The organism is Micromonospora luteifusca (assembly GCF_016907275.1).
Classification (GTDB): Bacteria; Actinomycetota; Actinomycetes; order Mycobacteriales; family Micromonosporaceae; genus Micromonospora; species Micromonospora luteifusca.
In genome coordinates this window covers 5,509,693-5,522,862 of the sequence record NZ_JAFBBP010000001.1, presented here as the reverse complement: position 1 = coordinate 5,522,862, position 13,170 = coordinate 5,509,693, and the positions used below count along the sequence as shown (strand labels likewise).

Sequence of the window (13,170 nt, the reverse complement as noted above, 5' to 3'; positions counted from 1 at the left end):
GCAAGCGGCTGCCAGGCTGCGTCCATGACGCAGACGCAGGAACCGGCGCGCAGCCGTACCTTCACCTGGGCGGACCCGGCGGCCAACGCCGCCCAGGTCGGTCGACGCAGCGGCATCGACATGCTCCGGGCGATGATCGCCGGCGAACTGGCCGCGCCACCGGTGATGCACCTCATCGACATGGCCCGGATGGAAGCCGACGAAGGTCGGGTCGTCGTCGAGCTGACCCCGCAGGAGTTCCACTACAACCCGCTCGGCAGCGTCCACGGTGGCGTCCTCTCGACGCTGCTGGACACCGCTGCGGCATGTGCCGTGCACACCACCCTGCCGGCCGGCGTCGGCTACACCTCGCTGGACCTCAACGTGAAGTTCCTCCGCCCGGTCACGGTCGACAGCGGCACCCTGCGCTGCGAGGGAACGGTGCTGCAACGCGGCCGCCGCACGGCTCTGGCCGAAGCCCGCATCACCGACGCCCGCTCCCGCCTGATCGCCCACGCGACCAGCACCTGCCTACTACTCCCCCAAGAACCCCAACCCTGACCCCTCTGACCCCCCTCCCCCTCCCCCCGCCCCTTCCCGCGTTGATCATGGAGTTATTGCCCTGACACGCCGATGCGAGTGGCAATAACGTCATGATCAACGCGGGAGGGGGCGGGGGTGGGGCGGGGTGGGGGTGGGGGGTAGGGGGCCGGTTGGGGTTAGCGGAGGGAGAGGCGGGCTGCTCGGGCGTCGCGCTTCTCTTCGAAGCGGCTCGCGGCGCGGTCCAGGGTTTCCAGCTGGCTGGCCAGCTGCTCGCGGGCGGCTTCGCCGTCGGCGTCGAGGCCGGTCACGTTGAAGACGTCCCACTGGCGGAGCACCGGCTGCAGCACCTCGTCGCGGTGCTGGCGCAGGTCGTAGATGCCGGCCAGGGCGATCGCCACCGACTTGCGGGCGAAACCGTCGATGCCGCTACCCGGCATCTGGAAGTCGGCCACCACGTCGGCAACGGCCCGCATGGCCTGGCTCGGGGCCAGCTCGAACGCGGCGGCGAGCAGGTTGCGGTAGAAGACCATGTGCAGGTTCTCGTCGGCGGCCACGCGGGCCAGCAGCGCCTCGCAGGCCGGGTCGCCGGTGGCCTTGCCGGTGTTGCGGTGCGAGATCCGGGTGGCCAACTCCTGGAACGAGACGTACGCCAGCGAGTGCAGCACCTCGTCGCCGTGGGCGTTGGTGTAGCCCTCGGACATGTGCGTCATCCGGGCCCGCTCCAACGCCACCGGGTCGACCGCCCGGGTGACGGTCAGGTAGTCGCGGATCGCGACACCGTGCCGACCCTCCTCGGCGGTCCACCGGTGCACCCAGGTACCCCATGCGCCGTCCCGGCCGAACAGGGTGGCGATCTCGTGGTGGTACGAGGGCAGGTTGTCCTCGGTCAGCAGGTTGACGATCAGCGCGGTGCGGGCCACGTCGGGGATGGTGGAGTCCGTCGGCGACCACGCCTCGCCGCCGAGCGGCCCGTCGAAGGTCCGCCCTTCGCTCCACGGCACGTACTCGTGCGGGAACCACTCCTTGGCCAGCGAGAGGTGACGGTCGAGGTTGCGGGCAACCACCGGCTCCAACTCGACGAGGAGCGCGGTCTGGCTCAGTGTGGTGCTCATGGTCACGAGAAACTCCCTACGGTGGCGTAACTTACGCTACCGTAGGTCCCCGCGGCCGTACGCGCCAGTGGGGAGACTCAGCTGACCGCCGGCTTGAGGTCCTCCAGAGGTGGCATCCACTCCTCGGCACCGGCCGTGACCTGCGCACCGGACCGGATGTCCTTCACCTCGTCCGGTGCCCCGTCGGCACCCGGGAACCAGACGTACGGAATGCCACGGCGCTCGGCGTAGCGGATCTGCTTGCCGAACTTCGCCGCGGTCGGCGAGACCTCGGTGGCGATGCCACGCCCCCGCAGCGCCGCCGCGATCCGGCCACTGGCCGGGCGGTGTTCCTCGTCGGCCAACGCCACCAGGACACAGGTGGGCACCGAACGGGAGATGGACAGCTCACCCGCACCGAAGAGCAACCCGAGCAGTCGGGTCACCCCGATCGAGATCCCCACCCCGGGGAACGAGGTGGCGCCGGCGCTGGCCAGGTTGTCGTACCGGCCGCCGGAGCAGATCGAGCCGAACCGCTCGTAGCCGCGCAGCTGGGTCTCGTAGACGGTGCCCGTGTAGTAATCCAGGCCGCGGGCGATGCGCAGGTCGGCCACGCAGAGGCCGGGCGAGTGTTCGGCGGCGGTCTCCACCACCCGGACCAGTTCCTCGAGGCCCTCGTCGAGCAGTGGGTTGCTCACCCCGAGCGCCCGGACGGCGTCGGCGAACGAGGCGTCCGGGGCGGAGATCTCGGCCAGCGCGAGGCACGCCTTGGCCTGGGCCTCGCTCGCCCCGGCGGTCTGGGCCAGCAGGTCGGCCACCTTCGCCGGACCGAGCTTGTCGAGCTTGTCGATCGCCCGCAGCGCCGCCTCCGGGTCGGTCAACCCGATGCCCCGATAGAAGCCCTCGGAGATCTTGCGGTTGTTCACCTGGATCGTCACCGGTGGGATCGGCAGCGACCGCAGGGCGTCCCCGATGACCAGCGGCATCTCCGCCTCGTGGTGCGGCGCCAGGGTGTCCCGGTCGACGATGTCGATGTCGGCCTGGACGAACTCCCGGTAGCGCCCCTCCTGCGGCCGCTCCCCCCGCCACACCTTCTGGATCTGGTAGCGGCGGAACGGGAAGGTGAGCTTGCCGGCGTTCTCCAGCACGTACCGGGCGAACGGCACGGTCAGGTCGAAGTGCAGGCCGAGCTGGTCGTCACCCCCGGCACCCTCGGCGTCGGCGTGCAGCCGCCGAATCACGTAGACCTCCTTCGAGGTCTCGCCCTTGCGCAGCAACTGGTCCAGCGGCTCCACCGCGCGGGTCTCCAGCGGCGCGAAGCCGTACAGCTCGAAGGTGTCCCGGATCTTCCCGAGCACGAACTGCTCGACCATCCGCTGGCCGGGGGTCCACTCCGGGAAACCGGAGATGGGCGTGGGCTTGCTCATCGGCGTACTCCTTGCGGTTCCGCGCCCGCGGCGCGGTGGTGTCGTGGGTCCGCGCGCGGCGCGGAGAAGGTCTAGAGGCCCCGGGTGGGTGCCGCCGGTCGGCCGCCGCCGACCTGCGCCACCTCGATGAGGTACGGGTTGCTGGCGCGCTCGCGGCCGATGGTGGTGCTGGGGCCGTGGCCGGGCAGCACGACGGTGTCGTCGGCCAGCGGGAGGATCTTGTCGCGCAGGCTGGTGAGCATGGCCGGCATGCTCCCGCCCGGCAGGTCGGTGCGGCCGATCGACCCGGCGAAGAGGACGTCACCGGAGAGGCACAGCTCGTCAGCCTCCCAGCTCGAACCGGCACCCGGCAGCCGGAACAGCACCGACCCGCCGGTATGGCCCGGGGCATGGTCGACGGCGATCTCCAGGCCGGCGAGGGTGAGGGTGGCGCCGTCGGTCAGCTCCGCCACGTCATCCGGCTCGGTGTAGCTCAGCCGACCGCCGAAGAGCGCCGTCAGGTCCGCCGAGAGACCCTTGGACGGGTCGGCCAGCATCTCCCGGTCACCCGGGTGCACGTAGGCGGTGATGCCACGCGCACCGCAGACCGGCGCGACCGAGAAGGTGTGGTCGAGGTGGCCGTGGGTGAGCAGCACGGCGGCCGGATGCAGGCGGTGCTCGGCGAGTAGCGCGTCGAGCTGGTCGAGCACCCCGATGCCGGGGTCGACCACCACGCACTGCTCCCCCGGCGCGGTGGCGACCACGTAGCAGTTGGTGCCGAAGGCGTCCGCGGGAAAGCCGGCCACGAGCACGGGCGCTGTCCTTTCCGTCGAGCAGCTGTCGTCTCCCGAGCAGCCTAACGGGCGTGCCGAGCGAGTTTGCCGCGTCCGTCCCTCGCGCCCCGCGGAGCACAGTGACAACGCCCGATAAGCGCTGCTCGGGACGGGGTGGACCTCGTACACCACATTCTCAGTCGCTAGCCGTACACTCTGGCGGGCGTGTGGCGCGGCACACGTGACGCCAGGACGGGCCGGGACGCCCGGCCGCCGGCGACGACCAGGTAGAGGAAAGGGGAGCACGGGTGGCTTCCAGCAGGGACCGGCAGCGCAAACTGGCGCGTGCCAAGCTCGACCGGCAGTTGGCTCGCCGGGCCGCCGCCACGCGGCGCCGTCGGCAGATCCAGGCCGGTGTCGGTGCCGCCCTGATCCTCGTGTTGGTCGTGGCGGGCTCGGCCTGGGCGCTCGGGGCGTTCGACTCCGACCAGAAGCAGAACACGGCCGCGGAGGAAACCTGCCTCTGGACGCCGCAGGACGCGACGGCCAACACCAACCTCAAGGACGTCGGCACGCCGGCGACCAAGGATCTGCCCACCGAGGGCACGCGGGCGATGACCGTGACCACCAACCAGGGCGCGCCGATCACCGCGGAGCTGAGCCTGACCAACTCGCCCTGTGCGGCGGCGAGCATCGCCCACCTGGCGAGCCGGTCGTTCTACGACAACACCAAGTGCCACGAGATCACCGCCGACGGCGCGCTGCGCTGCGGCGACCCGAGCGGCACCGGCCTCGGTGGGCCGACCTACTCGTTCTACGACGAGGAGCTGCCGACCGTGCCGTCGGCGTCACCGTCGGCCAGCCCGGCCCCCGGCCAGCCGCCGACGTACCCGAAGGGCACCGTGGCGATGATCGCCAACCCGCCGGGCAACAACGGCAGCCAGTTCCTGATCTTCTTCAAGGACTTCACCACCACCGACCCGAAGTACCCGGTCATCGGCCGGGTGACCGGCGGGCTCGACGTGGTGGAAAAAATCGGCGCCCTGCCGACCGTGGACAATGGGACCGGGGCCAAGGTCAAGCCCAGCACCGACGTGACGATCCAGACCCTGACCGTCGGTGAGCCGGTCACCGGTGCGGCACCGGCACCGTCGGCCTCCGGCGCCCCGGCCAGCAGCCCGAGCGCCGGCTGACCGGCCGCCACCACCCACCCAGAAGCGGCACCCAGCAGCAGACAGCCAGGAGGATCCAGGCGTGACGTCCACCAGAGAGCGGCAGCGCGCGGCGGCACGCGCCCGGCTCGAGAAGGAGATGGCCGAGCGCGCGGGCAAGGCCCGCAAGCGTCGGCAGACGCAGGCGATCATCAGCGCGGGCGCCGTTCTGGTGCTCGTGGTCGCCGGCACCGTCTGGCTGGCGGTGACCCTCGGCGGCGACGACGACGACAAGCCCGCCACCAACACCGCGGCGGCCGGCGCCTCCGAGTGCGTGTACAACGCGCTGCCCACGGACCAGCGGCCCCCGCAGATCAAGGACGTCGGGCTGCCCAGCAACGAGCAGTCCGGCACCGGCGTGCAGACCATGACGATCGACACCAACCTGGGCCCGATCACCGCCAAGGTCGACCGGTCGTTGGTGCCCTGCACGGCGGGCAGCTTCAGCTACCTCGCGGAGAAGAACTTCTTCGACAACACCAAGTGCCACCGCCTCGTGACCGAGGGCATCAAGGTGTTGCAGTGCGGTGACCCGAGCGCCACCGGCAACGGCTGGCGGGACACCGACGGCCAGGGCGGCCCGAGCTACCGCCTGCCCGAGGAGAACCTGCCCACCGACAAGCGCCCGCCGTACCCGGAGGGTGTCATCGCGATGGCCAACTCCGGCCAGCCGGGCAGCACCGGCAGCCAGTTCTTCATCGTCTACGGCGATTCGCCGCTGGACCCCGCGTACACGGTCCTCGGCACCATCACCGGTGGCCTGGACATCGTCAAGGACGTGGCCAAGGCCGGCGACGACGGGGCGTTCGCCCAGCAGGCCGGTGGTGGCCACCCGAAGAAGGAGGTCGTCATCAAGGACCTCGCGATGAGCGCGCCGCAGGGCTGACGCCCGAGCAGACGACGAAGCGCCCGCCGGCTGAGCCGGCGGGCGCTTCCGTGTCCGAGGTGCGCGGGGTGGGGAGGGGTCAGGCGCCAGAGGTGACGCGGTACGCGTCGAAGACGCCGTCGACCTTGCGGACCGTGGCAAGCAGGTGGCCCAGGTGCTTCGGGTCGGCCATCTCGAAGCTGAACCGGCTCACCGCCACCCGGTCGCGGGTGGTGGTGACGGTGGCGGAGAGGATGTTGACCCGCTCGTCGGAGAGCACCCGGGTGACGTCGGCCAGCAGCTTGTGCCGGTCCAGTGCCTCGACCTGGATGGCGACCAGGAACGTCGAGGCGGAGGTGAGCTTCCAACTCACCTCGACCACCCGCTCGCTCTGCGCGCGCAGGTCCTCGGCGTTGGCGCAGTCGTCGCGGTGCACGCTCACACCGCCGGAGCGGGTGACGAAACCGAACACCGAATCCGGTGGGACCGGGGTGCAGCAGCGGGCCAGCTTGATCCAGACGTCGCTGACGCCCCGGACCACGACACCGGGGTCGTTGCTGCTCTGCCGACTACGCGGAGGCCGGGTGGCGACGGCGGTCTCGGCGATGTCCTCCGCCGCGCCCTCCTCGCCGCCGTACGCGGCCATCAGCTTCTGCACCACCGACTGCGCGGAGACCTGACTGTCGCCGACCGCCGCGTAGAGCGAGGCCACGTCGGCCAGGTGCAGGTCCCGGGCGATCGACATGAGAGCGTCGGAGGTGAGCATCCGCTGCAACGGCATGCCCTGCTTACGCATCGCCTTGACGATCGCGTCCTTGCCGGCCTCGATCGCCTCCTCGCGCCGCTCCTTGTTGAAGTACTGGCGGATCTTCGTCCGGGCGCGGGGGCTCTTGACGAAGCCCAGCCAGTCCTGAGTCGGGCCGGCGGTCTCGGACTTCGAGGTGAAGATCTCGATCACGTCGCCGTTGGACAGCGTCGACTCCAACGGCACCAACTTGCCGTTGACCCGCGCCCCGATGCACTTGTGCCCCACCTCGGTGTGCACCGCGTACGCGAAGTCCACAGGCGTCGACCCGGTCGGCAGCGGGATGACGTCACCCTTCGGGGTGAAGACGTACACCTCCTGGCTGGACAGGTCGAAGCGCAGCGCGTCCAGGAACTCGCTCGGGTCGGCCGCCTCCCGCTGCCAGTCGAGCAACTGCCGCAGCCAGGTCATCTCGTCGATGTGCGCCGGCGGGCCGACGATCTGGGTGCCCTTGTGCTCCTTGTACTTCCAGTGCGCGGCGATGCCGAACTCCGCGGTGCGGTGCATCGCGTACGTGCGGATCTGCATCTCCACCGGCTTGCCGGTGGGCCCGATGACCGTCGTGTGCAACGACTGGTACATGTTGAACTTGGGCATCGCGATGTAGTCCTTGAAGCGGCCCGGCACCGGCTGCCAGTTGGCGTGGATCACACCCAGCGCCGCGTAGCAGTCGCGCACCGTGTCGACCAGGATCCGTACGCCCACCAGGTCGTAGATGTCGTTGAAGTCACGACCCCGCACGATCATCTTCTGGTAGATCGAGTAGAGGTGCTTCGGCCGCCCCGTGGTCTCCGCCTTGATCTTGGCGGCCTTCAGGTCGGTCTGCACCTTCTGCGTCACCTGCCGCAGCAACGCCTCACGCTGCGGCTGGTGCTCCCCGATCAGCCGGTTGATCTCCTCGTAGCGCTTCGGGAACAACGTGCCGAAGGAGAGATCCTCCAGCTCCCACTTGATCGTGTTCATACCGAGTCGGTGCGCGAGGGGAGCCAGGATCTCCAGTGTCTCCTTGGCCTTCTGCTCCTGCTTGGGGCGAGGCAGGAACGTCAGGGTGCGCATGTTGTGCAACCGGTCGGCCAGCTTGATCACCAGCACCCGCGGGTCCTTGGCCATCGCCACGACCATCTTGCGAATCGTCTCGGCCTTGGCCGCATCGCCGAGCTTGACCTTGTCCAGCTTCGTGACGCCGTCGACCAGCAGGGCGACCTCGCCACCGAAGTCCGCGCGCATCGCGTCGAGGGTGTATTCGGTGTCCTCGATGGTGTCGTGCAGCAACGCGGCGACCAGCGTGGTGGTGTCCATCCCCAGGTTGCCGAGGATGGTCGCCACCGCGAGCGGGTGGGTGATGTACGGGTCGCCGGACTTGCGGTACTGCCCGGAGTGCCACCGCGCGGCCGTGTCGAAGGCGCGCTGGAGCAGTCGGGCGTCTGCCTTGGGGTGATTGTCACGGTGGCTCGCGATGAGCGGCTCCAGCACCTCGCTGACCTGCGAGGTCTGCCAGGGCGCGTTGAACCGGGCCAGCCGGGCCCGGACCCGCCGGCCGGTGGGCGCGTTGGACAGCCCGAAGCCACCGCTCGGCGACGAATCGACGCCGGCGTCGCTCGGGAACGGCACCACCACCCCATCGGCGCCGGGGGACGCCTCGGCGCTCGGCGGGCCGCTGGTCGGACGCACCGCGCTCTCGCCCGCCGCTTTGCCGGAACCGTTGCCCGTCACCCGGGCCGGCGCGTCGCCTGTCCGGTCGGTCACCGAGCCGTCAGCGTCGCCTGTCGGGTGCACCGTGCCCTCCGCCGGAGGGACGACATCGTGGGACACCGGCCTCCTCACCGCTCGCCGGAAACACACCGACCGAACATCGGCCGGCCTGGTCGCGCGCCGCCGGACGGTGTACCGCCGGCGTCAGCAAAGGGCAATGCTACCCGCACGCACGGTCCCCTGCCGCTCCGCCGGACGGTCGGCGCGAGCTCCGCCCGACGACGCTGGGTCAAACGGTCAGCAGGGTACCGACCGGTTCAAACGGGTCAACAGGACCCCGACCGGTTCAACCCGTCAACAGGGCCCCGACCGGTTCAGACGGTCAACAGAGCATGGACGGATCGCGGGGCCAGCCGCTTCCGCCCGCCCAGGAAGCCGAGCTCCAACAGCACGGTGAAACCGGTGACGGTCCCGCCGGCCCGCTCGACCAGGTCCAGTGTCGCCTCGGCGGTGCCGCCGGTCGCCAGCACGTCGTCGACCACCAGCACCCGGTGCCCGGCGGTGAACGCGTCCTCGTGCACCTCCAGGGTGGCCTCGCCGTATTCGAGGGCGTAGGAGACCGAGTGCGCCGCGCGGGGCAGCTTGCCGGCCTTGCGTACCGGCACCACGCCCACCCCGGCGGCGTACGCGATGGCCGCGGCAACGACGAACCCGCGCGCCTCGATGCCGACCACCACGTCGAAGGTGTCCCGCCCGTGGTACGCGACGATCCCGTCGGTCACCTCACGGAAGGCCTTCCCGTCGGCGAACAACGGCATCAGGTCCTTGAACATGACGCCGGGCTTGGGGAAGTCGGGCACGTCCAGCACCCGGCTGGCCACCAGTCGGGCGGCCTCCGGGCCGCTGTCCCCGCGCGCCGCGGTGCTGTGGGTCTCCGTCACGGCTGTTTCGTTTCCCTTCAACGACGACGGCGTCCGGCACGCACAGCATGCCGGACGCCGTTCGGGTGTTTCCTGGCGGGTCAGCGCCGCTTGGCGCCACCCGGCCGGTTGCCCCCGCCACCCGGGCGACCGCCCCGGGTACCGGTCGGCCGCTTGCCCGCCGGCCGAGCGCCCACCTTGGGAGCGGCACCGGCCAACGCGGCGGCATCCGGGTCGAGCGGCTCATCGGTCGCGTCGGCCGGGGCCGGACCCACGGCGCCCTTCCCGGTGACCTCGCCGCGGGCGAGCGCGCCCCGGCGGGCCAGGACGCGCTTGTTGTGCGCCTGGATCCGCGGGTCGTAGTTCTTCAGCAGTGCCAGCAGCGGCGTGGCCACCAGGATGGAGGTGAGGAACGCGACCGCCATACCGACGAACAGCACCAGGCCGAGGTCCTTCAGCGTGCCGGCGCCGAGCAGGCCGGCACCGATGAAGAGCAGACCACCGACCGGCAGCAGGGCGACCACCGAGGTGTTCAGTGACCGCATCAGGCTCTGGTTGACGGCCAGGTTGGCCGCCTCGCCGTACGTCTGGTTGTTGTTGGCGGTGATGCCCCGGGTGTTCTCCTGGACCTTGTCGAAGACCACCACCACGTCGTAGAGCGCGAAGCCCAGGATCGTGAGGAAACCGATGATCGTCGACGGGGTGACCTCGAAGCCGACCAACGAGTAGATGCCGGCGGTGAGGATCAGGTTCGTGAACAGTGACGCGACCGCGGCGACCGCCATCCGCCACTCGAAACGCAGGATCAGGTAGACCATCACCAGCGCGATGAAGATGACCAGACCGAGCAAGGCCCGCGAGGTGACCTGGCTGCCCCACGCCTCGCTGACCTGGTTGCCGCTGATCTGGTCCGCGTTGATGCCGAGGTCCTCGGCGATCTGACCCTTGACCGCGGTGGTCTGGTCGGCGCTGAGCTGCGGAGTGCGCAGCTCGTAGGTGTCGCCGCCGGTGCCGCCGACCTTCTGTGCGGTGGCCACCTCGATGCCGGTGTTCTGGGCGGCGAGGGCGGAGTTGACCTCCCGCTCGGCGTCCTCCAGGGTGCCGACGCTGGCCGGCACCTGGAACGAGTTGCCACCGGCGAACTCGATGCCGAGGCTGAAGCCGCGCAGCCCGAAGCTGAGGAGCGCGATCAGGATCAGGACGCCGGCGACGCTGAACCAGAGCTTGCGGCGGCCGACGACGTTGAGACCAGCCTCGCCGTTGTAGAGGCGGCTCGCCAGACCGTTTTGAGCCATCTCAGGCCTCCTTGGCGCGCGGGTTACGGGGCTGAGTCTGCTGCTGGTTACGGGCCGGAAGCGCCCGACCCAGACCGCTGACCCGCGGGGACAGGAACGCCCGGGTCCGGGCGAACATCGTCATGATCGGGTGCCGGAAGAGGAAGACCACGACCAGGTCCAGCACGGTGGCCAGACCGAGGGCGAAGGCGAAGCCCTTGACCGTGCCGACCGAGACCACGTAGAGCACCACCGCGGAGAGCAGGGTGATCGCGTTGGCCGAGATGATCGTCCGGCGGGCCCGGATCCAGGCACGGGGCACCGCGCTACGCGGGCTGCGCCCCTCCCGGATCTCGTCCTTCAACCGTTCGAAGTAGATGACGAACGAGTCCGCCGCCACACCTAGCGAGACGATCATGCCGGCGATGCCGGCGAGGGTGAGCGTGAAGCCGATCTGCCGGCCGAGCACCACCAGCGCGCCGAAGACCAGCAGCGCGGAGAGGATGAGGCTCAGGAAGATCACCGAGCCGAGCAGCCGGTAGTAGAAGAACGCGTAGATGATGACCAGCAGCATGCCGATGCCGGCCGCGAGCAGACCCGCCCGCAGGTGGCTGGCGCCCAGGGTGGCGGTGACGTTCTGCGACTCCTGCGGCTCGAAGGTCACCGGCAGCGCGCCGTAGCGGAGCTGGCTGGCCAGCGCGCTGGCGTCCTTCTGGGTGAAGTTGCCGGTGATCTGGGAATTGCCGGTCAGCACGCCCTGGATCTCCGGCGAGGAGACGATCTCGTTGTCGAGCACCACGGCCACCCGGCACTTGCCGTCCTGACCCAGCGCGGTCGCGTCGCAGGCCTGACCCTCGTTGTTGAACGCCTCACGGGTCAGCGCGGTCCACTTGCCCTGGCCATCGCCCGAGAAGTCCAGGCTGACCACCCAGGAGTTGGTCTGGTCGAGCACCGCGTCGGCGTCGTCCACGTCGGTGCCCTCGACCTTGGCCTGGTCGAGCAGGTACTTGGAGGCGCCGTCCTCGCAGGAGACGACCTGCTGCTTCGGGTCGGAGATCGACGCCGGGGGGCGCTTGTCGAGCTGCGCACAGCCGATGGTCGGCACGTTGAACTGCATCTGCGCCGGCAGCACCGCGACCTCTTGCGGCGACAGCGTGCCGAACGGCTTGAGCTTGTCAGCCAGCGACGGGTCGGCGGTCAGGTCGGCGGGGGCCTGCAGCCCGGTCGCGGCCTGCCAGGCCGGGGCGCCGACCTTCTGCTCGACGGCCTTGCGCTGCTCCTCGATGCTGGCCGGCACCGGCTCTTCGCTGGCGCTGGGCGCGGCGCTCGGCGTGGCCGAGGCGGACGCGGAAGGGGTCGGCGTGGCGCTGGGCGACGCCGGGGCCATCCCGCCCTGACCGCCGCTGGGCGACGAGGTCACCTTCGGCGCGGCGCTGCCGGACGGAGTCGGAGTGGCGCTGCCGGACGGGGCCGGGCTGCCCGACGGGGCCGGCGTCGCGGCCGGCGGCGGCACGGCGGCCGTTCCGCTGCCGTCGGCACCCTTGAGCACCTTGCGGAAGCGCAACTCGGCGGCGCTGCCCACGTCGGTGAGGTCCCGGTTTTCACCGGGCAGGGAGATGACGATGTTCCGGTTGCCCTCGGTGACCACCTCGGCCTCGGCCACGCCGAACGCGTTGACCCGGCTTTCGATGATCTGGCGGGCCTCCTCGAGGTTCTCCGCCGTCGGAGGCTTGCCGTCGACGCTGTTGGTCGCCTCCAGTGTCATCCGGGTGCCGCCGATGAGGTCCAGGCCGAGCTTGGGCTCGAGCCGGTCCTTCAAGCTGCCGCTGGCACCAGAGAAGAACACCAGAAGATAGAGGACCACGAAGATGAACCCGAGCACGGCGAGCTGCCGCCCGGGGCGCATCTGTCCCTGAGGTGGTGCCACGGCTGTCCTGTCTCCCTGTACGGTCGCGCCGCTGTGCGCAGCGGCGGCGGTGTCGGGCCGGGGGTCCCGGCCGACGGGTCTGACCTGAGCCGACGAGATGCCGACACGAGGACCGGACACACCGGCGCGGAACGCCGACGGTCACGGGATCGTGCCGATGTCCGGCGTCGACCCAACTATCCAGTTTTCACGTCTCGTCCGCTGCCCCGTCGGGCGCGGTGACCCGGAAGCCGGTCGACCGGCCGTACGCCGGTTTTCGCCACCCCCGGGAGAAGGGGTCAGTCCTTGACGGTGTCGGCGTCCTCGGTGACCGGCTCGCTCGGCAGCTCCGCGCGGGTGACCACGCGCGCGATGGCCGGGCGGGCGTAGCGGGTCTGCACGCCCGGAGCGACCTCGATCAGGACGGTGTCGTCCTCGATGCCGGTGACCGTGCCGTAGAGCCCGCCGATGGTCACGACCTCGTCGCCAGGGCCGAGGTTGGACTGCATCGACTCCGCCTCGCGACGGCGCTTCTGCTGGGGCCGGATCATCATGAAATACATGACGCCGAAGAGCAGGGCGATCATCAGAATCGGCGTGAAACCGCCGGCTCCGCTGCCCGCTGCTAAGTACTGCACGGTTACTGACCTTCCCATTGGCCACCTGCCCGGCACATGGGGTGCCGGAGCGGAGGCGGATTCTCAC

General features: G+C 70.3%; 11 protein-coding genes. 3 read left to right on the top strand and 8 right to left on the bottom strand.

Translation table 11 applies throughout. The annotated features are described in order from the left end of the window. Positions 1 to 24: 24 nt before the first annotated feature. Positions 25 to 540: a PaaI family thioesterase gene (locus JOD64_RS25255; RefSeq protein ID WP_184184524.1), complete on the top strand. Its 516-nt coding sequence runs from the start codon at positions 25 to 27 to the stop codon at positions 538 to 540. 158 nt (positions 541 to 698) lie between these two features. On the opposite strand, the gene JOD64_RS25250 is transcribed toward JOD64_RS25255, so the two are convergent. From JOD64_RS25250 to JOD64_RS25240, 3 genes are all read right to left on the bottom strand, one after another. Continuing rightward, positions 699 to 1,634, bottom strand: a complete 936-nt coding sequence (locus JOD64_RS25250; protein ID WP_204946241.1) for an acyl-ACP desaturase — start codon at positions 1,632 to 1,634, stop codon at positions 699 to 701. Positions 1,635 to 1,711: 77 nt separating this feature from the next. Next, positions 1,712 to 3,040 carry a histidine--tRNA ligase gene (gene hisS, locus JOD64_RS25245; protein ID WP_204944516.1) on the bottom strand — a complete coding sequence of 443 codons (1,329 nt, stop codon included), beginning with the start codon at positions 3,038 to 3,040 and terminating at the stop codon, positions 1,712 to 1,714. 71 nt (positions 3,041 to 3,111) lie between these two features. After that, positions 3,112 to 3,831 carry an MBL fold metallo-hydrolase gene (locus JOD64_RS25240; RefSeq protein ID WP_204944515.1) on the bottom strand — a complete coding sequence of 240 codons (720 nt, stop codon included), beginning with the start codon at positions 3,829 to 3,831 and terminating at the stop codon, positions 3,112 to 3,114. 269 nt (positions 3,832 to 4,100) lie between these two features. On the opposite strand from JOD64_RS25240, the gene JOD64_RS25235 reads away from it, so the two are divergent. Together JOD64_RS25235 and JOD64_RS25230 are read left to right on the top strand one after the other, a co-directional pair. Then, the gene (locus JOD64_RS25235) at positions 4,101 to 4,985 is read left to right on the top strand and encodes a peptidylprolyl isomerase (protein WP_204944514.1); all 885 of its coding nucleotides are present in this window, start codon (positions 4,101 to 4,103) and stop codon (positions 4,983 to 4,985) included. Between the two features lie 61 nt (positions 4,986 to 5,046). Beyond that, on the top strand, positions 5,047 to 5,889 hold the full coding sequence (locus JOD64_RS25230; protein ID WP_204944513.1) for a peptidylprolyl isomerase: 843 nt from the start codon (positions 5,047 to 5,049) through the stop codon (positions 5,887 to 5,889). Positions 5,890 to 5,968: 79 nt separating this feature from the next. Here the strand turns inward: JOD64_RS25230 and JOD64_RS25225 are convergent, their stop codons facing one another. From JOD64_RS25225 to yajC, 5 genes are all read right to left on the bottom strand, one after another. Further along, on the bottom strand, positions 5,969 to 8,485 hold the full coding sequence (locus tag JOD64_RS25225) for a RelA/SpoT family protein (protein WP_204944512.1): 2,517 nt from the start codon (positions 8,483 to 8,485) through the stop codon (positions 5,969 to 5,971). 254 nt (positions 8,486 to 8,739) lie between these two features. After that, positions 8,740 to 9,306, bottom strand: a complete 567-nt coding sequence (locus tag JOD64_RS25220) for an adenine phosphoribosyltransferase (protein ID WP_204944511.1) — start codon at positions 9,304 to 9,306, stop codon at positions 8,740 to 8,742. A gap of 80 nt (positions 9,307 to 9,386) precedes the next feature. Beyond that, a complete protein-coding gene (gene secF / locus JOD64_RS25215) occupies positions 9,387 to 10,580 on the bottom strand; it encodes a protein translocase subunit SecF (RefSeq protein ID WP_204944510.1) in 1,194 nt (397 codons plus the stop codon). Between the two features lies 1 nt (position 10,581). Continuing rightward, on the bottom strand, positions 10,582 to 12,486 hold the full coding sequence (secD, locus tag JOD64_RS25210) for a protein translocase subunit SecD (protein WP_204944509.1): 1,905 nt from the start codon (positions 12,484 to 12,486) through the stop codon (positions 10,582 to 10,584). A 278-nt stretch (positions 12,487 to 12,764) separates the two neighbouring features. Continuing rightward, a complete protein-coding gene (gene yajC / locus JOD64_RS25205) occupies positions 12,765 to 13,121 on the bottom strand; it encodes a preprotein translocase subunit YajC (protein ID WP_239559642.1) in 357 nt (118 codons plus the stop codon). Between the last annotated feature and the right edge of the window lie 49 nt (positions 13,122 to 13,170).

What these genes read in the sequence shown, in the direction of transcription:
- JOD64_RS25255 (WP_184184524.1), top strand. Translation starts at nt 25, where the DNA reads ATGACGCAGACGCAGGAACCGGCGCGCAGCCGTACCTTCACCTGGGCG.
- JOD64_RS25250 (WP_204946241.1), bottom strand. Translation starts at nt 1,634, where the DNA reads ATGAGCACCACACTGAGCCAGACCGCGCTCCTCGTCGAGTTGGAGCCG.
- hisS (WP_204944516.1), bottom strand. Translation starts at nt 3,040, where the DNA reads ATGAGCAAGCCCACGCCCATCTCCGGTTTCCCGGAGTGGACCCCCGGC.
- secF (WP_204944510.1), bottom strand. Translation starts at nt 10,580, where the DNA reads ATGGCTCAAAACGGTCTGGCGAGCCGCCTCTACAACGGCGAGGCTGGT.
- yajC (WP_239559642.1), bottom strand. Translation starts at nt 13,121, where the DNA reads ATGGGAAGGTCAGTAACCGTGCAGTACTTAGCAGCGGGCAGCGGAGCC.